Origin of the sequence: Streptomyces sp. NPDC093085, from assembly GCF_040683935.1 — a bacterium.
Taxonomy (GTDB): domain Bacteria; phylum Actinomycetota; class Actinomycetes; order Streptomycetales; family Streptomycetaceae; genus Streptomyces.
This window is the reverse complement of sequence record NZ_JBFBFB010000008.1, coordinates 285231-303415: the sequence shown is the minus strand read 5'-3', so window position 1 is coordinate 303415 and position 18185 is coordinate 285231. Positions and strand designations below refer to the sequence as shown.

Genomic DNA, 18185 nt, shown 5'->3' with positions numbered 1-18185 from the left:
GGGACCCTGTGGGAGAGTAGGACGCCGCCGAACAATCATTGTGGGAATGCCCCGTACTACAGTTACTGACTGTGGTACGGGGCATTTCTGCGTTCTGGACCGCTACCGCCTGCAAAAGAAAAGAAAAAGTAAGGGGTCAGGGCGCCGGCCCGGACCCTGTACGTCCTTTCTTCCTTCCTTTCCTTCCCCTCTTGTTGTCTCAGAGCCGTCCCGCTGCCTTGAGCGCGAGATAGGCGTCCGCCAGAGCAGGCGCCAGCCTGTCCGGGGTGGCGTCGACGACCGTGACGCCCTTGCTCTGTAGCAGTTCTGCCGTGCGGCGGCGCTGGGACAGGGCGTGGGCGCCGGCCGCTGCCTCGTACACCGCGCCCACTGTGCCCCGTTCCGTGCTCATCCTCTCGATGTGCGGGTCGGCGACCGAGGCCACGATGACCGTGTGGCGGCGGGTGAGCTGTGGCAGGACCGGAAGCAGGCCCTCTTCCACCGGTGCGGGGTCGAGGCTGGTGAGCAGGACGACGAGTGAGCGGCGCGGGGCGCTCCGCAGGGTCACGGAGCTGAGGCCGCGCGTGTCCGTCTCGACCAGCTCGGGTTGCAGCGGGGCCATCGCGCCGACCATGGCGGCGAGGACATCACCGGCCGGGCGGCCCTGGACCTGGGCGCGGACGCGGCGGTCGTAGGCGAGGAGGTCGACCCGGTCCCCTGCCCGGGAGGCGAGGGCGGTCAGGAGGAGGGTGGCGTCCATCGCCGCGTCCAGGCGCGGGATGTCGCCGACCCGGCCCGCCGAGGTGCGGCCGGTGTCGAGGACGACGAGGAGGTGGCGGTCCCGCTCGGGGCGCCAGGTCCGTACGGTGACGGTCGACTGGCGTGCGGTGGCCCGCCAGTCGATGGACCGGGTGTCGTCACCGGTCACGTACTCCCGCAGGCTGTCGAACTCGGTGCCCTCGCCGCGGGTCAGCACGCTGGTGCGGCCGTCGAGCTCCCGGAGCCGGGCGAGCCGCGACGGCAGGTGTTTCCTGCTCGTGAAGGGCGGCAGTACTCGGACCGTCCAGGGGACGTCGTGGCTGCCCTGGCGGGAAGCCAGGCCCAGTGGGCCGTACGAGCGCACCGTTACCCGTTCCGCGTGCCGGTCGCCCCGGCGCGAGGGGCGGAGCAGAGTGGTGATCCGGCGTCGCTCGCCCGCGGGGACGGTCACCGTGTGGCGGGAGCTCTCGCGGTCGGTGCCGGCGGGCCAACTGCTGGGCGGCCAGGCGTCGCGGAGCCGGGCGCGGAGCCGGCGGCCGGTCGGGTTCGTGATGGTCAGATGGACTTCCGCGCTCTCGCCGAGTCGAACAGACGTATCACCAGATCGGGTGAATCGGAGCGTTCGCACTGGCGTGGCGAGAGCGTAGTCGCACAGAATGGCGAGGGAAAGCGGGGCATTCACGGCCAGAATCCCCGCCCAGCCAGGGGCGTAGATGCCGACGGGGATCGAGCCGAGGGCTGCGAGGAGAGCGCTCCGTCTGGTGAGGGCCACGGTTTCACCGCCTCATCGGGGGACGGGGACGTGGGCGAGGATCGCGGTGATGACGGAGTCGGCGGTGACTCCCTCCATCTCCGCCTCGGGGCGGAGCTGGACGCGATGACGGAGTGTCGGAAGAGCAAGGGCCTTGACGTCGTCGGGGATGACGTAGTCGCGGCCGGTCAACCACGCCCAGGCGCGGGCGGTGGAGAGCAGTGCGGTGGCTCCTCGGGGGGAGACGCCGAGGGAGAGCGAGGGGGATTCACGCGTGGCACGGCAGATATCGACGACATAGCCCGCGATCTCGGGTGAGACGGAGGTCTTGGCGACCGCGTCGCGTGCCGCCGCCAGATCGGCGGCGCCCGCGACGGGCAGGACGCCGGCGGCCTGGAGGTCGCGTGGGTCGAAGCCTTCCGCGTGGCGGGTCAGCACGCTGACCTCGTCGTCGCGCGAGGGCAGAGGCACCGTCAGTTTGAGCAGGAAGCGGTCGAGCTGGGCCTCGGGGAGGGGGTACGTGCCCTCGTACTCGACCGGGTTCTGGGTGGCGGCGACGAGAAACGGGTCCGGGAGGGGGCGTGCGACACCGTCGACCGTGACCTGGCGTTCCTCCATGGCCTCCAGAAGAGAGGACTGGGTCTTGGGAGGCGTGCGGTTGATCTCGTCCGCGAGCAGGAGATGGGTGAAGACCGGTCCTGGCTGGAAGGAGAACTCCGAGCTGCGGGCGTCGTAGACGAGGGAGCCGGTGATGTCGCTCGGCATCAGATCGGGGGTGAACTGAACGCGTTTCGTGTCAAGTTCGAGGGAGGCGGCGAGTGCTCGTACCAGCAGGGTCTTGGCGACGCCCGGGACCCCTTCGAGGAGGACATGGCCACGGCAGAGCAGGGCGACGACCAGCCCGGTGACGGCGGGGTCCTGGCCGACCACCGCCTTGGCTATCTCACCGCGCAGGGCTTCCAGGGCGGTGCGGGGGCTGTCCGTGGGGGCGGGGGTGCCGGAGTTCGCTGCGGTCGGGGCACTCATGAGGTGCGTACCTCTCTTTCGAGGGCGTCGAGTTGGTCCGCCAGGCGGATGAGAGCGGCGTCTCCGGTCGGGGCCGGGCCGAAGAGGAGGGTGGCCGGGTCGTGGTCCGTGTGCGGGAGGCGGGCGGAGACCGCGGGGATCAGGATGTCGGGCTGGTGCGCCTTGGTGGGCGGGACGCCGAGGAGCCGGGCGAGGCGGTCCCGGCAGGCCGTGCGCAGGGCGGTCGCGGCGTGGTCGCGGGCGTTGGCCTTGCGGTAGAGGCGGGCGCGTCCTTCGGTGGATTCCGAGGCGCGGATGGCCACGGGGAGACGTTCGGTGACGAGGGGGCCCAGCCTGCGGGCGCGCCAGACGGCGGCGAGCAGGGCGGCCACGAAGAGCTGGAGGGTGGCCCAGAGCCAGCCGGAAGGGATCAGATCGAGGAAGGTGCTGCCGGCGTCGCCGCCGTCGGCGTCGGCAGCGGATTCATCACTCAGCGAGGGGAGGTACCAGACGAGATGGGCGCGGGAGCCGAGGAGTTGGAGGGCCAGCGAGGCATTGCCCTGCTGGGCGAGACGGTTGTTGTAGAGGAGGTCGGGGGAGCCGAGGAGGACCAGGTCGCCGGCGGCGGGGTCGGTGGACGGCATTCCGGTGGAGCCGGTGTTCGGGGCCGGGATCCTGAGGAGGGTCGGGGTGCCTTCGCTCGGGTAGCAGGAGTCGGCGCCGGGGAGGTCCGTCTCGTACCGTTCGCCGCCGAGGTCGGCGCTGCCCGCGCGGACGGCGGCGGGCAGGGTGCACCGTGGGGCCTGGGCCGCGACCGGTACGGGGGTGCCGGTGCGGACCTCCGGGGCCAGGGTGCCGAGGGAGGCGGGGCCCGCGCCGAGCAGGACCGTGCGGCCGCCCGTGGCGGAGGTTCTGGCGCTCAGCGTGTGCTGCTGTGCGGAGGTCAGCAGGTCGGGGTTGGTGACCAGCAGGGTGGCGTCGGGGCCGGCCCCGTCCGTGGCCTCGTGGAGTGTGGTGGCGACGGTGACGGTGACGCCCTGGTCCCTGAGGAGTTCCGCGACGGCGCGGCTGCCGTACGGGTCCGCGGAGCGCGGGTCGAGCCGGCCGTGCTGGTCGCCGGAGCGCAGGGCGGCCAGGGCGACACCGGCTGCCACGAGGAGCAGGAGGGCGAGGAGAAGGCCTCGGCTCCGCGTCCAGAGCAGGCGGGGGGTCGGGGCGAGCGAGGTGGGGCTGTGGGGGGAGGTCACTCGGCGGTTCCTCCGGCCACGGCGCTCAGGTGGGGGGTGGTGCCTTCGATGTCGGTGTCGAGGTCGCGCAGCCGCAGGTATGTCGGCTCGTCGGCGGTGCGGCCCCCGTATGTGACGTCGTCGAACTCCCGGGCCGCCGTGCGCAGGCGGTCCGCGTGGCCGGGGAGGGCGCGAGCGGCCTCGGAGGCGGCCTCGTCGGCGGTGCGGCCGGGGCGCGGGTCGAGCAGGGCCCGTTCCTCCAGGGAGCGGACGAGGGCGCGCATCCGCTCCTGGACCGCCTCGGTCCAGCGGTGGGCGGCGGCGTGTGCCTCCGCCGCGGTGCGGTGTTCCGCGGCGCTGCGGGGGCCGTCGTGGAAGAGGGCGTCCTGGGCGGCGGAGATCCGGCCGGGGGTGCCGAGCCGCCACCACAGGGCGGCACAGAGCGCCACGACGATCACGGCGACCACGACCAGCCCGAGCGGGCCGCCGGGGGCGACGTCGGACGCGGCGTGGAAGAGCTTGCCGATCCACTCGCCGATGTGGTCGAGGGCCCGTTCCACGAGGTTGGGGTCGTTCTCGTGGTACATCGGCTTGGACAGCTCCCGGTCTGCCGCCTCACGGGCGGGGATCCGGGAGATGTCCACCGGCGGGTCCCCGCCGGCGCGGAGCAGCGGCCGGGCCGTCGTTCCCCCCATGGCGGTCACCGCATCAGCTCCCCGAGGGGCCGTGGTCCGGCCGGGCGGTGCCGTACCCCGGGATGCCGGCGGCGCGGGCGAGTTCGAGGTCGAGGGCCTCGCGCCGGATGCGCTGGTCCACGTAGAGGAGGACCGTCACACCGGCGGAGATCGGGTAGGTGATCGTGGAGGCGATCACGGCGCCGATGCCGGTGATGATCAGGAAGGGCCAGCCGGTGAGGGTGTCGCCCGCGACGATGCGGGAGACGGCCGCGAAGGGGATGGCGATGAGGAAGGTGAGCAGGAAGGAGAGGAGCAGCGTCAGCGCCAGCACGCCGAAGGTGCGCCACCAGGCGCCCGACACGAGCTTCGCGGAGCGGCGCATCGAGGGGATGATCCCCTGGCGTTCCAGCATGAGCGCGGGCGAGGTGAGGCTGAAGCGGACCATCAGCCAGATGACGATGAAGAACGCCGCCATCGCGCCGAGCAGGGCGAGCGCGACTCCGGCGACGGATCCGATCAGCACGCCGGGCAGCATGCACACCGTCAGGACGGCGACGCTCATCAGGGCCAGCAGCAGGGTGAACCCGAGCAGCCTGGGGATCCGGGGGCGGGCCTCCTGCCAGGCCTCGGCGAGGGTGACGGGGCGGCCGAGCACCGAGCGGCTGATCACCACGGTGAGTATCGCGGTGGTGAAGAGCGTGCAGACCATCATCAGGGCGAGCGAGGGAATGTCCGCGGTGAGCTGCGCCTGGGCCGAGTCGGCGGTCTTGGCGAGGGTCTCCTGCAGCGGCGCGTTCGGGTCGGGGGTGAACGGCGCCGGCACCAGGTAGCGGCGGAGGAGGATGTCGCCGATCTGGGCGATCACGGAGACGACGAGGCTGACGCTCAGCACCGTACGCCAGTGGACGCGCAGGGTGGACACGGCTCCGTCGAGGATCTCGCCGACGCTCAGCGGGCGGAGCGGGATGACCCCCGGCTTGGCGGCCGGCGGGGCGCCCCAGCCGCCGCCGTGGGGGCCGCCCGGTGGCGGGCCGCCCCAGTTCTGGGCGGGGCGGGGTGCGGTGGGGCCGTGGCCGGGGGTGCTCGGCGCGGACCACTCTCCGGGGGGTGGCTGGGTCGCGGACCACTTCGCGGGGGTGTCGGTGTTGTCGGCGGGCTCCGCGGGCCGGGGCACGGTGGTGTCCTGGCCGTCGGACGGGGCGGATCCGGGCGAGGCCCAGCCCGGAGTGTCGTTCACGGTCGTCCACCTCGTGGATTGGTCGGGAGGCCGGCTCGGCGGGTCGGCGACGCGGAATGCGGTACGAGGCGTCGCGGACCGTGCGGGTGCGCCGGACACGGCCTGGGTCCTGGTGGCCATCGTGCCACGCGCCGCGCCGGGACGGACCGGGGGATGTATCTCCTTGTCACCTCCGCTGCCGCCTTCATTGTCGGCGGCGCGGCGGGCAGACTGGGCGGATGGCTGATCAGTACGCACAGACTTCTGCCGGTGTGGAGCCGCCGATGCTCCCCTCGCTGCGCTGGGACGAGCCGCCGGAGGGGCCCGTGGTGGTCCTCCTCGACCAGCGGCGGCTGCCGGCCGAGGAGGCGGAGCTGGTCTGCACGGATGTGCCCGCGCTGGTGGTGGCGATCCGGACGCTGGCGGTACGGGGTGCGCCGTTGCTGGGGATCGCGGGCGCCTACGGGGTGGCGCTGGCCGCGGTGCGCGGGTTCGACGTCGAGGACGCGGCGGAGCGGTTGGCGGGGGCGCGGCCCACCGCGGTGAACCTGGGGTACGGGGTGCGCCGGGCCCGGGACGCGTTCCGGGCCGCCGTCGACCAGGGCGCGGATCCGAAGGCCGCCGCCGCTGCCGCGCTCGCCGAGGCGCGGCGGCTGCACCGGGAGGACGCGCGGGCCAGCGCCGATATGGCGGCGTTCGGACTGACGCTCCTCGACGAGCTGCTGCCGGGCGGCGGGCACCGGGTCCTGACCCACTGCAACACCGGGGCGCTGGTCTCGGGCGGCGAGGGCACCGCGTTCGCGGTGGCGCGGGCGGCGCACCGGGCCGGGCGGCTGCGGCGCCTCTGGGTGGACGAGACGCGTCCGCTGCTCCAGGGGGCGCGGCTGACGGCGTACGAGGCGGCGCGTTGCGGGATGCCGTACACGCTGCTCACGGACAACGCCGCGGGGTCGCTCTTCGCGGCGGGCGAGGTGGACGCCGTGCTGATCGGCGCGGACCGGATCACGGCCGACGGGTCGGTGGCGAACAAGGTGGGGAGCTATCCGCTGGCCGTGCTCGCCAAGTACCACCATGTGCCGTTCGTGGTGGTCGCGCCGACCACGACGATCGACCTGGACACCCCGGACGGGGCGGCGATCGAGGTCGAGCAGCGACCAGGACAGGAGGTGACGGAGGTCACAGCGCCACAGGTGGTGGTGGGGGCGGAGCAGGGCGTGGGGATTCCGGTGGCGCCGCTGGGGACCCAGGCGTACAACCCGGCCTTCGATGTCACTCCGCCGGAGCTGGTGACGGCGATCGTCACGGAGCGCGGTGTGCTCTCGCCGGTGACCGGCGGCGGGCTCGCGGAGCTGTGCGCCGGGCGGGCGGGACGGTGAACGAAAGGTCCTGGACCGGGGCGGGCGCTGGGACGGAGGCGGGAGGGCGGGGCGGCCGGTTTCGGTAGGCTCTGCGCCGTAGTTGGCTGAAAAATCAATCGGGGGACAGCGATGACAGGGCTTCAGGGGGACCCACGGGCCCGTGCCGGTGGGGGAGGCGGCGGGGAGGAACCGCCCGGGGGCCAGGAGGTGTTCCAGCCGCTGGCCGAGGACGATCCGCGGAGCGTGGCCGGATACCGGATCAGCTCCCGGCTCGGCTCCGGCGGTATGGGGAAGGTGTATCTCTCCTACACGCCCGGCGGGCGGCCGGTCGCGATCAAGGTGATCCGGCCCGAGTTCGCCGAGGACGCCGACTTCCGCCGGAGGTTCCAGCGGGAGGTGCGCTCCGCGCAGCGGGTGCAGGGGCTCTACACGGCTCCGGTGATCGACAGCGACACCGAGGGGCCGACGCCGTGGCTGGCCACCGCGTATGTCCCGGGGCCCTCCGTGGCGGCGGCGGTGGCCGCGCACGGCCCGATCCCGGTGGGGACCGTGCTGCTGCTGGTCGCCGGGATCGCCGAGGCGCTCCAGGTCATCCACCATGCGGGCATCGTCCACCGGGACCTCAAGCCGTCCAATGTGCTGCTCTCCGCCGACGGGCCGCGCGTGATCGACTTCGGGATCGCGCGGGCCGCCGACACCACCGCGCTCACCGGGACCGGAGCCATGGTGGGCACCCCGTCGTTCATGGCGCCCGAGCAGGTGCTCGGGGCGGCCTGCACGGCGGCGACGGACATCTTCGCGCTCGGCCAGCTCGCGACGTTCGCGGCGACGGGGACGCCCGCCTTCGGCGACGGGTCGGTCCACGCCGTCCTGTACCGGATCGCGCACGAGGAGCCGGATCTGTCGCGGGTCCCGGAGGAGCTGCGGGAGATCATCACCGGCTGTCTCCACCGGGATGCCGGGCAGCGGCTGTCCACGGCCAGGATCATCGAGCTCTGCGGCCGGGCCTCCCAGGATCCGGCGCTGCGCCGCCCGGACGGCTGGCTGCCGTCCTCGTACGACGCGGACCTCACCCAGGCCGCCGCCCCGACCCCGCCGCCGCAGACGCCGCCCCCGGCCGCGTATGCCGCGCCGACGCCCCCGCCGCAGACCCCGCAGACCCCGCAGACCCCGCAGGGGCAGCCGGCGCAGGCGGCGGCCGGGTACGGCTATCCGGCGACCCAGGCGGCCGGGCATGCCGCGCCGCAGGTCGCCCACGCGCCGACCCAGCTCGGCCACCAGGGCCCCGGCTATCAGGGCCCCGGCTACCCGGGGGCCACGGGGGCCGGTGGCTACCCGTCGTACCCCACCCAGGGGATGACACACCCTCAGCAGGGCACCCCGCCCCGGCCGAACGGGCAGCAGGGCAAGGGGAAGCGGGCAGCCCTGGTCCTGGCGGCGGTGGCCGTGGTCGCGGTCGTCGGGGCCGGGGCGTATCTGGCCGGGAAGATGGGGGCCGACAGCGACGGTCGGAACGCCCAAGGCGGTGGCAAGGGGAGCAGCCGGTCGCCGTCCGCGGGACAGGCGACGGGACCGGCCCCGGGACAGTCGTCCGAAGCCCCTTCGGGGGGCGAGGAGAGCACGGCGCCGGCGGAGCCCGAGGCCGCCGGGTACGAGAAGATCAGCATCCCGGCCGGATATGCGCTGACCTTCGGTGACGACCCGCCGCGCCCCGAGGAGATGGACGTCTCCTACGAAGGGGACTTCGGGTACGCGAGCTACGCGGTGGGCGGCCGGTATGTCGCCACGGGCAAGAGCAACAAGAACACCATGGCGCTCCAGGAGGCCGGGGAGCCGGCCACGCTGGAGGGGTGCCGGGCCAACACCCGGTACACCACGTCCATCGAGTACAAGCTCCTCACCACGGGGTCGCGGATCTGTGTGAAGACCGGTACGGGCCACTACGGTCTGGTCACCGTCCTGGGCTTCGCTGCGAAGGATTCGGCGAGCGACTACGTCAATGTGGATCTGACGGTGTGGCGCAACGTGCCCGCCTCCTGAACCGGAGCGGGAGACGGAGGGGCGGGGAGGGGACGGGGGAACGGGCGGTCGGGGAACGGTGTCCGCTCCACTACGGTGTGGGGCGGACGGGAGGCGGGATGCCGGTCAGTGAGACAGATCACGCGTGTCTACGCAACGGAAATGAAAATGGGATGATGTCGATATGAAGGGACGCGTCCTTGTCGTCGATGACGACACCGCACTGGCCGAGATGCTCGGGATTGTGCTGCGTGGTGAAGGTTTCGAGCCGTCGTTCGTAGCGGACGGTGACAAGGCACTCGCGGCCTTCCGGGAGGCCAAGCCCGACCTGGTGCTGCTCGACCTCATGCTGCCCGGACGGGACGGCATCGAGGTGTGCCGGCTGATCCGGGCCGAGTCCGGGGTGCCGATCGTCATGCTCACGGCCAAGAGCGACACGGTCGATGTGGTGGTGGGCCTGGAGTCCGGGGCCGACGACTACATCGTCAAGCCGTTCAAGCCCAAGGAGCTGGTGGCCCGGATCCGGGCGCGGCTGCGCAGGTCGGAGGAGCCGGCGCCGGAGCAGCTCGCCATCGGTGACCTGGTCATCGATGTGGCCGGGCACTCGGTGAAGCGGGACGGGCACTCCATCGCGCTGACGCCGCTGGAGTTCGACCTGCTGGTCGCGCTGGCCCGTAAGCCGTGGCAGGTGTTCACCCGCGAGGTGCTTCTCGAACAGGTGTGGGGGTACCGGCATGCCGCGGACACCCGGCTGGTCAATGTGCATGTCCAGCGGCTGCGCTCCAAGGTCGAGCAGGACCCCGAGCGCCCCGAGATCGTGGTGACCGTGCGCGGTGTCGGCTACAAGGCAGGACCGAGCTGACATGCCCGGCGGCGGCGCTGCCCCGAAGCCCGGTGAACCCGGTGGGCCGGGGGTCCGTGCGGGGCGGGCCGCCGGGCCCGGGGAGCTCTTCCCGAGGGTGGTCCGGCTCCTCCAGAGCGGCCGGCTGCTCCAGGACGGCTCGCCGGGCGCCCCGGTGCTCCGGCTGCTGGTGCGCTGGGTACGGCGCCCGCTGCTCCCGGCGGTACGGCTCTGGCGGCGGAACATCCAGCTCCGGGTCGTCGCGGCGACCCTGCTGATGTCGCTGGGCGTGGTGCTGCTGCTCGGGTTCGTGGTGATCGGGCAGGTCCGCAACGGCCTGCTCGAAGCCAAGGAGAAGGCCGCCCAGAGCCAGGCGGCCGGCGGCTTCACCGTGGCCAAGGAGAAGGCCGACTCCCCGGCCGCCCAGTTCGGCGGCAGGGACGGCGACGGATCCGGCGCACGGTCCGGCCGTAACTCCGTCAACTGGCGCTCCGACCTGGTCGAACAGCTCGCCAGCGGCGGCCCCGGCGCCTTCAACGTGGTCGCCCTGAGCCCCGACGGGCAGGACGCGGCCTCCACCAGCCGGGCCCCCCGGGTCTCCGGCGGCGTCGACTTCTCCAGCGTCCCCCTCGATCTGCGGACCGCGGTCGCGCAGGGCACCGGGACCTACGAGACATACGCACTGATCCGCTACACCCGGGCCACCGAGGCGCGGGACCCGGAACCGGGGCTGATCGTCGGCAAGCGGCTGAACGACGCCGACGGCAACGCGTACGAGCTCTACTACCTCTTCCCGCTGACCCAGGAGGAGCAGTCGCTCAACCTGGTCAAGGGCACCCTGGCCACCGCCGGGCTCTTCGTCGTCGTCCTGCTGGGCGCCATCGCCTGGCTGGTGGTGCGGCAGGTCGTCACGCCCGTACGGATGGCCGCGGGCATCGCCGAACGGCTCTCCACCGGACGCCTCCAGGAACGCATGAAGGTCACCGGCGAGGACGACATCGCCCGCCTCGGTGAAGCCTTCAACAAGATGGCACAGAACCTCCAGCTCAAGATCCAGCAACTGGAGGAGCTGTCGCGGATGCAGCGGCGCTTCGTCTCCGACGTCTCGCACGAGCTGCGCACCCCGCTGACGACCGTACGGATGGCCGCCGACGTCATCCACGAGGCCCGCGCCGACTTCGATCCGGTGACGGCCCGCTCCGCCGAACTCCTCGGGGACCAGCTCGACCGGTTCGAGTCGCTCCTCTCCGACCTGCTGGAGATCAGCCGCTTCGACGCGGGCGCGGCGGCCCTGGAGGCCGAGCCGATAGATCTGCGCGAGGTGGTACGCCGGGTGATCGGCGGCGCCGAGCCGCTGGCCGAGCGGAAGGGCAGCCGGATCCTGGTGCGCGGCGACGAACAGCCCGTGGTCGCCGAGGCCGACGCCCGCCGGGTCGAGCGGGTCCTGCGCAACCTGGTCGTCAACGCCGTCGAGCACGGCGAGGGACGGGATGTCGTGGTGCGGCTCGGGGCCGCGGGCGGCGCCGTCGCGGTCGCCGTGCGCGACTACGGGGTGGGGCTCAAGCCCGGCGAGGCCACCCGGGTCTTCAACCGGTTCTGGCGCGCCGACCCGGCCCGCGCCAGGACCACCGGCGGCACCGGGCTCGGTCTGTCGATCGCCGTGGAGGACGCCCGGCTGCACGGCGGCTGGCTCCAGGCGTGGGGCGAGCCCGGCGGCGGCTCCCAGTTCCGGCTGACCCTGCCGCGCACCGCCGACGAGGCGCTGCGCGGCTCCCCGATACCGCTGGAGCCGGAGGACTCCCGGCGCAACCGGGAGAACGCCGGGGCCGCCGACCCGAAGGCGAGCGCGCACCGGCTGGCCGCCGTGCCGGCCCAGCCACGCATGGAGCGCGCCGCGCTCCCGGCCGCCCCGGGGCCCGCGACGCTGCCCCGTACGACCGCGGCGGTGGACCCCGCCGCGCTGCCGGGGAGCGGCGCCCGGGTGGTGCGGCCCGCCGAGGAGCGGGTGCCCGAGGGCGGCGGCGAGGGTGGTACCGAAGGCGCCGGGGGGCGGGCGGACGATGCGGAAGGCGCCGGAAGCGGGGCCGACGGTTCCGCGCGGGCGGCTCAGGAACGGCAGGAACGACAGCAACGGGAGGGCACGGTACGTGGGCGCTGACCGCCGTCGGTTCGGGCTGGGAAGGGCGGTGCGCACCCCGGTCGTGCCGGGAGTGCTCGCCGTGCTGCTGGCCGGGTGCGCCTCGATCCCCGACAGCGGGGACGTGGAGCCGGTCAAGGCGTCCCCGGCCGGGGAGTCCCAGGTGCGGGTGTACGCCGTACCGCCGCGCGAGAAGGCCCGCCCCGCCGAGATCGTGGACGGCTTCCTGGAGGCCATGACCAGCGACGATCCCGACTTCGCGATGGCCAGGAAGTATCTGACGCCGGAGGCCTCCCGCTACTGGCAGCCCGGCGCGGGTACGACGGTGCTGCGCGCCGCGCCGGACCCCGCGACCCCCAAGGAGGCGTCGGGCTCGGAGACCGGCGGGCTGACCTATCCGCTGTACGGCGACCGGATCGCCGATGTGGACTCCTCGCACGCCTATCAGCCGATGGAGCCGACCGCGTACAACGGATCCATCCATCTGGTGCGCCAGAACATCGGCGGCACCAAGGAGTGGCGGATCGACGAGCTGCCCCAGGGGCTGGTGCTCGGTGAGTCGGACTTCCAGCGCAACTACCGCTCCGTGAACAAGTACTACTTCGCCTCGGGGGAGGACTGGCTGGTCGCCGACCCGGTCTACATCCGGCAGCGGATAGACCCGACGAGCCGGATGGACCCGGTCACCCAGGCGGTCAAGGAGCTTCTCGACGGTCCGACGAACTGGCTGAAGCCGGTGGTGGACTCGCCGTTCCCGGCCGGTACGGCGCTCCAGAAGGGCACCACCTCGCTGGAGTTCGACGACCGTAACGCCCTCAAGGTGCCGCTCAACGCGAAGGCGGCCAAGGCGGGGCGCACACAGTGCCGCAAGATGGCCGCGCAACTCCTCTTCACCCTGCGGGACCTGACGGCCACCCCGGTGGGGCAGGTCGAGCTGCTGGCGGACGGCTCCTCGCTCTGTGTGCTCAGCGGCGACCAGGCCAAGGAGTTCGCGCCGGACCGCACCACGGGGCGGCCCGACAACCCGTACTACGTGGACGACCAGGGGCGGCTCTCGCTGCTCCAGACCGCGGGCGGCGGCGAGAGCGTCGACCGGTCGCAGGTGATCGGGCCGCTCGGCAAGGGCGAGCTGAAGCTCGGCTGGGTCGGGGTGGCGCGCGACGAGAAGCACGCGGCCGGGGTCACCAAGGACGCCAAGTCGCTCTATGTGTCGTCGATCCTGGCGGACAGCGAACCGGGCGAACCGCTGGCCGCCAGCAAGGGACCGGACGAGAAGCGGCGGCTGTCGGCGCCGTCCTGGGACGGGCGCGGCGATCTGTGGGTCGCCGACCGGGACCCGGCCGCGCCCCGGCTGCTGCGCTTCGCGGGCGGTACGGGGACCCCGCAGCCGGTCACGGTCGAGGGGCTGGACGGGGCCAGGATCGAGGGGCTGCGGGTGTCGGCGGACGGGGTGCGGATCGCGCTGCTGCTGACCAAGGACGGCCGTACCACGCTCCAGATCGGGCGGGTGGAGCGGCAGGGCTCGGGGCCCGACCCGGTGGTGTCGGTGACGGCGCTGCTGTCGGCCGCGCCGCAGATGGAGACGGTCACCGCGGTCTCCTGGGCGGGGCCGAGCAGGCTCGTGGTGGTCGGCAAGGAGCAGGGCGGCGTCCAGCAGGTCCGCTACATACAGACCGACGGGTCGACCTCGGCGTCGAGCGTGCTGCCGGGGCTGAACCAGGTGACGGCGATCGCCGCGGCCGACGACGACCAGCAGCCCGTGGTGGCCGACTCCGAGGACGCCGGGATCGTCCGGCTGCCCACGGGGGCGAACTGGCAGACCATGGTCGAGGTGGGGTCCTCCCCGGTCTACCCGGGCTGACGCCGGGGCGGGCTCCGGGGCGGGGGCCTCTGGCTCCGGGGGGCCTCCCGCAGGGCGCTTTCGGGGGCTTCCGGAGGGGGTCAGGGGGCTTCAGCAGGCTTCCGCAGGGGGTCTGCTCGTACGGTCTTCACGGGGCGGGCGTACGGCCGTGAGGGCACTCCGCGCGTGGTGCGCCGGGGGCGCGCGGGTTCTGCGCGGGCGCCCTCGCGGGGGTGGAAACGGCCGGTGGCGGCTTTGCCGGAATGTGTTGTCCACAGGGGTGGCCGGGCGGAGCCCGGGTTGGCACAGTGTGTCTCATGCGGGCGTGGTGGCGGGAGATCACCGGCCTGGTGCTGCCGGTCGCCTGTGGCGGCTGCGGGAGCCCCAGGACACCTCTGTGCGAGCCATGTGGCCGGGCCCTGTACGGGGCGTGGCCGTGCCGGGTGCGGCCGGTGCCGGAGCCGCCGGGGCTGCCCGCCGTGCACGCCGCCGCGCCGTACGAGGACGCCGTACGGGCGGTTCTGCTCGCCCACAAGGAGCGCGGGGCGCTGGGCCTCGCCGGACCCCTGGGGCGGGCCCTGGCGGGCGCGGTACGGGCCGCCGCGCCGCCCGGGACCGGGGTGGGGCCGCTGCTGCTGGTCCCGGTGCCGTCCACGCGGCGCGCGGTGGGCGCGCGGGGGCATGACGCGGGGCGCCGGGTGGCGCTGGCCGCAGCCGGGGAGCTGCGGCGCTCCGGGCGGGAGTGCCGGGTGCTGCCGCTGCTCCGGCAGCGCCGCGCGGTGGCCGATCAGGCGGGGCTCGGCGCCCGGCAGCGGCAGGCGAATCTCGCGGGGGCTTTGGAGGTCGCCGTCGGGGGTACCCGGCTGCTGGAAGGAGGCCGGGTGGTGCTGGTGGACGATGTCATGACAACCGGTGCCTCGATAGCCGAAGGCGCGAGGGCACTGCGTGCCGCAATAGGTTCCGGTATTTCCGGAGGCGTACCGGTGAGCGCCGCCGTGGTGGCCGCTCCGCCGCTGTCTTTCGAAATAAACCGGAACTGACGGCGAGCGTGCATCGTTGCAGGTAAACAGGGCAGGAAAAGAGCGGAACAGAGGTACCTCCCGGTAGCGGGTGCCGACACCCGTCCGGGGGGTCTATGTTCGGTTATGAGGAATGGCGCGAGCCATGACTCGTGGAATGCACTGGTGTGCTCCGGCGCTTTTCAGACCCCCGTGAGTTCAGGGGAGTGGGGATCTCGCCGCTGGGGGAGGAGGAGGTGAAAGTCGCCAAGTCCGAGGCTCCGGTGACCACCCGGGGCCTGGTGCAACAAGGAGAACTCCGCGACGAGGCGGAGTGATCCGGGAACGGAGTTCTGCGTGGACATCGTCGTCAAGGGCCGCAAGACAGAGGTACCTGAGCGGTTCCGCAAGCACGTGGCGGAGAAGCTGAAGCTGGAGAAGATCCAGAAGCTCGACGCCAAGGTGATCAGCCTCGATGTCGAGGTGTCCAAGGAGCACAACCCGCGGCAGGCCGAGCGGAGTGACCGGGTGGAGATCACCCTGCACTCGCGGGGCCCCGTGATCCGTGCGGAGGCGGCCGCCGCCGATCCGTACGCGGCGCTCGACCTGGCCACCGGCAAGCTGGAGGCGCGGCTGCGGAAGCAGCACGAGAAGCGCCACAACCGGCGGGGCAACGGCCGGTTGTCGGCGGCGGAGGTGGTCGATGTGGTTCCCGACGTGGCCCGGCTGGACGCGAACGGCGCGACGGTGGCGGACGAGGTCCGCGAGGCCGTCCCCACCACCATGATCGGGACGTTGGAGGTACAGGGCGAAGGCCCGCTGGTGGTCCGTGAGAAGACCCATGTCGCCGCGCCCATGACCCTCGATCAGGCGCTCTACGAGATGGAGCTGGTCGGTCACGACTTCTATCTCTTCGTCGATTCCGACACCAAGGAACCCAGCGTCGTCTACCGGCGCCACGCCTACGACTACGGCGTCATTCATCTCAGGACGGACCCGCTGGCCGGCTCGGAGGCGGGCGGCGCGGGCGGTGCGCTCGGCGGCTGACCCACGGGTCGGATCCACCGGCCGGCCCCGGCGATCACCCGTGGAAACGCCGGAATCCAGCCGGAAAAGCGGCTGGAACAATACGCCCGTCGGTGTCCCCGAGCGTTCGTAGAGCCCTTGGGGACACCCGGGCACGTCCTGAGGACGACCCCTTCACCTCCCGGGCATGAAATCATGGCAGGGCAAGCCAACAAGTGGTCTGCGAACTGCGGTTGGCCGGTACTCATGACTCATGAATGCGGGCCATGGCCCTCAGGGGGAGGAATGATGGCGGACACCTTCGGACCGGTGCATCACGCCGGTGGGGCCGGCGGCGCGGTGGGCGGCGCCGAGGCCGACGCGGAGACGGTTCCGGGCGGTACGCGCCCGGAACCGATCCGGGTCCTCGTCGTGGACGACCACGCGCTCTTCCGCCGGGGGCTGGAGATCGTCCTCGCGCAGGAGGAGGACATCCAGGTCGTCGGGGAGGCGGGGGACGGCGCCGAGGCCGTCGACAAGGCCGCGGACCTGCTGCCGGACATCGTGCTGATGGACGTCAGGATGCCCAAGCGCGGCGGTATCGAGGCGTGCACCTCCATCAAGGAGGTGGCGCCCAGCGCGAAGATCATCATGCTGACGATCAGCGACGAGGAGGCCGACCTCTACGACGCGATCAAGGCGGGCGCCACCGGCTACCTCCTCAAGGAGATCTCCACCGACGAGGTCGCCACCGCGATCCGCGCCGTGGCCGACGGCCAGTCGCAGATCAGCCCGTCCATGGCGTCCAAGCTGCTCACCGAGTTCAAGTCGATGATCCAGCGCACCGACGAGCGCAGGCTGCTGCCCGCGCCCCGGCTGACCGACCGGGAGCTGGAGGTGCTGAAGCTGGTGGCCACCGGGATGAACAACCGGGACATCGCCAAGGAGTTGTTCATCTCCGAGAACACCGTGAAGAACCACGTCCGCAACATCCTGGAGAAGCTGCAACTCCACTCCCGGATGGAGGCCGTGGTCTACGCGATGCGCGAGAAGATCCTCGAAATCCGCTGACTCCGGAGCCCCCGGGCCCCGGAGTCACCCACTCTCCCGAGTCATCTCCGCCCCGGAGCCACCTCGTGTTCCGGTCTCACTCCGCCTCGGTGAGGGCACGCTCCAGCGGGGCGCGCAGCTCCGGCGGGTCGACGCGCTCCACCCGTACATCCGTGCAGCCGACCCACTCCGCGGCCTCCCGCAGCGCCGTCGCCATCGGGGCCACGGCCTTCGGGGTGTCCAGCGACACCTGCTTGGCCACCAGCGTCCGTCCTTCGCGCGCCGGGTCGACCCGGCCCAGCAGCCGGCCCCCGGAGAGCAGCGGCATCGCGAAGTAGCCGTGTATCCGCTTCGCCTTGGGGACGTACGCCTCCAGCCGGTGGCTGAATCCGAAGATCCGCTCGGTGCGGGCCCGCTCCCAGATCAGCGAGTCGAACGGCGACAGCAGGGTCGTACGGTGCCGGCCGCGCGGGGGGCTCGCCAGCGCCGCCGGGTCCGCCCAGGCCGGCTTCGACCACCCCTCGACCCGTACCGGGACCAGCCCCGAGTCCGCTACCACCGCGTCGAACTGCTCGCCCTTGAGCCGGTGGTAGTCGGCGATGTCGGCGCGGGTGCCCACCCCGAGCGACTGCCCGGCGAGCGCCACCAGCCGGCGCAGGCACTCCGTGTCATCCAGGTCGTCATGGAGCAGCGGGTCCGGAATGGCGCGCTCCGCGAGGTCGTACACCCGCTTCCAGCTCCGCCGCCCGGTGCACACCACCTCCCCGTACATCAGGGCGCGCTCGACGGCGACCTTCGCCTCCGACCAGTCCCACCACAGGCCGCCGTTCTTGGCGCCGCCCAGCTCCGTGGCGGTCAGCGGGCCCTCGGCGCGCAACTGCTTGATCACCGCGTCGTACGCGCCGTCCGTCAGCTCGTGGTGCCAGTGCGGGCGGGCGCGGTAGGCGCGGCGGCGGAAGGCGAAGTGCGGCCACTCCTCGATGGGCAGCACGCACGCCGCGTGCGACCAGTACTCGAACGCGTGCGGCTCGGCGGGCGCGGTGCCGTCGCCCGGCGGCGTCCAGTAGGCGTCCTCGACCGTACGGCGGCCCACCGCGCCCAGCCGTGCGTACGGAATCAGCTCGTGCGACCTGGCCAGCACCGAGATCGTGTCGAGCTGGACGGCGCCGAGGTGGCGGAGCACCCCCCGTACCCCGCCGCGTCGGTCCTGCGCGCCCAGGAAGCCCTGGGCGCGCAGTGCCGTGCGGCGGGCCTCGTCGGCGGAGAGTTCGAGAGTGGCGGGCGGCGCAGTCGTCATGGACCGCACGATAGACGCCGGCACTGA

The 18185-nt window shown here is 72.7% G+C and carries 14 protein-coding genes; 8 read left to right on the top strand and 6 right to left on the bottom strand.

The features are described 5' to 3' along the window. Positions 1-199: 199 nt before the first annotated feature. The 5 genes from AB0O07_RS23390 to AB0O07_RS23370 are packed head-to-tail and all read right to left on the bottom strand — an operon-like array spanning position 200 to position 5634. The gene (locus tag AB0O07_RS23390; protein WP_365636223.1) at positions 200-1510 is read right to left on the bottom strand and encodes a DUF58 domain-containing protein; all 1311 of its coding nucleotides are present in this window, start codon (positions 1508-1510) and stop codon (positions 200-202) included. Positions 1511-1522: 12 nt separating this feature from the next. After that, positions 1523-2515 carry a MoxR family ATPase gene (locus AB0O07_RS23385; protein ID WP_365636222.1) on the bottom strand — a complete coding sequence of 331 codons (993 nt, stop codon included), beginning with the start codon at positions 2513-2515 and terminating at the stop codon, positions 1523-1525. Next, the gene (locus AB0O07_RS23380; protein WP_365636220.1) at positions 2512-3741 is read right to left on the bottom strand and encodes a DUF4350 domain-containing protein; all 1230 of its coding nucleotides are present in this window, start codon (positions 3739-3741) and stop codon (positions 2512-2514) included. The genes AB0O07_RS23385 and AB0O07_RS23380 overlap by 4 nt, the downstream gene beginning before the upstream one ends. Then, positions 3738-4424, bottom strand: coding sequence for a DUF4129 domain-containing protein (locus AB0O07_RS23375; protein WP_365636218.1), 687 nt, complete (start codon positions 4422-4424; stop codon positions 3738-3740). The genes AB0O07_RS23380 and AB0O07_RS23375 overlap by 4 nt, the downstream gene beginning before the upstream one ends. Before the next feature lie 4 nt (positions 4425-4428). Beyond that, positions 4429-5634, bottom strand: a complete 1206-nt coding sequence (locus tag AB0O07_RS23370; protein WP_365636216.1) for a hypothetical protein — start codon at positions 5632-5634, stop codon at positions 4429-4431. Between the two features lie 218 nt (positions 5635-5852). Between AB0O07_RS23370 and mtnA the strand changes: the two genes are divergently transcribed. From mtnA to AB0O07_RS23330, 8 genes are all read left to right on the top strand, one after another. Then, on the top strand, positions 5853-6989 hold the full coding sequence (mtnA, locus tag AB0O07_RS23365; protein ID WP_365636215.1) for an S-methyl-5-thioribose-1-phosphate isomerase: 1137 nt from the start codon (positions 5853-5855) through the stop codon (positions 6987-6989). Between the two features lie 189 nt (positions 6990-7178). Beyond that, positions 7179-9011: a serine/threonine-protein kinase gene (locus AB0O07_RS23360; RefSeq protein ID WP_365636213.1), complete on the top strand. Its 1833-nt coding sequence runs from the start codon at positions 7179-7181 to the stop codon at positions 9009-9011. A 163-nt stretch (positions 9012-9174) separates the two neighbouring features. Then, positions 9175-9852 carry a two-component system response regulator MtrA gene (gene mtrA, locus AB0O07_RS23355; protein WP_365636212.1) on the top strand — a complete coding sequence of 226 codons (678 nt, stop codon included), beginning with the start codon at positions 9175-9177 and terminating at the stop codon, positions 9850-9852. A 1-nt stretch (position 9853) separates the two neighbouring features. Beyond that, complete coding sequence (gene mtrB, locus AB0O07_RS23350) at positions 9854-11989, top strand: MtrAB system histidine kinase MtrB (protein ID WP_365636211.1); 2136 nt, start codon at positions 9854-9856, stop codon at positions 11987-11989. 28 nt (positions 11990-12017) lie between these two features. After that, positions 12018-13829 carry an LpqB family beta-propeller domain-containing protein gene (locus tag AB0O07_RS23345; RefSeq protein ID WP_365636210.1) on the top strand — a complete coding sequence of 604 codons (1812 nt, stop codon included), beginning with the start codon at positions 12018-12020 and terminating at the stop codon, positions 13827-13829. A 296-nt stretch (positions 13830-14125) separates the two neighbouring features. Further along, positions 14126-14848: a ComF family protein gene (locus AB0O07_RS23340; RefSeq protein ID WP_365636208.1), complete on the top strand. Its 723-nt coding sequence runs from the start codon at positions 14126-14128 to the stop codon at positions 14846-14848. A 315-nt stretch (positions 14849-15163) separates the two neighbouring features. Then, positions 15164-15853, top strand: a complete 690-nt coding sequence (gene raiA / locus AB0O07_RS23335) for a ribosome-associated translation inhibitor RaiA (RefSeq protein WP_365636207.1) — start codon at positions 15164-15166, stop codon at positions 15851-15853. 267 nt (positions 15854-16120) lie between these two features. Then, positions 16121-16882 carry a response regulator transcription factor gene (locus tag AB0O07_RS23330; RefSeq protein WP_365636205.1) on the top strand — a complete coding sequence of 254 codons (762 nt, stop codon included), beginning with the start codon at positions 16121-16123 and terminating at the stop codon, positions 16880-16882. A gap of 76 nt (positions 16883-16958) precedes the next feature. On the opposite strand, the gene AB0O07_RS23325 is transcribed toward AB0O07_RS23330, so the two are convergent. After that, complete coding sequence (locus tag AB0O07_RS23325; RefSeq protein WP_365636203.1) at positions 16959-18158, bottom strand: crosslink repair DNA glycosylase YcaQ family protein; 1200 nt, start codon at positions 18156-18158, stop codon at positions 16959-16961. Positions 18159-18185: the final 27 nt, after the last annotated feature.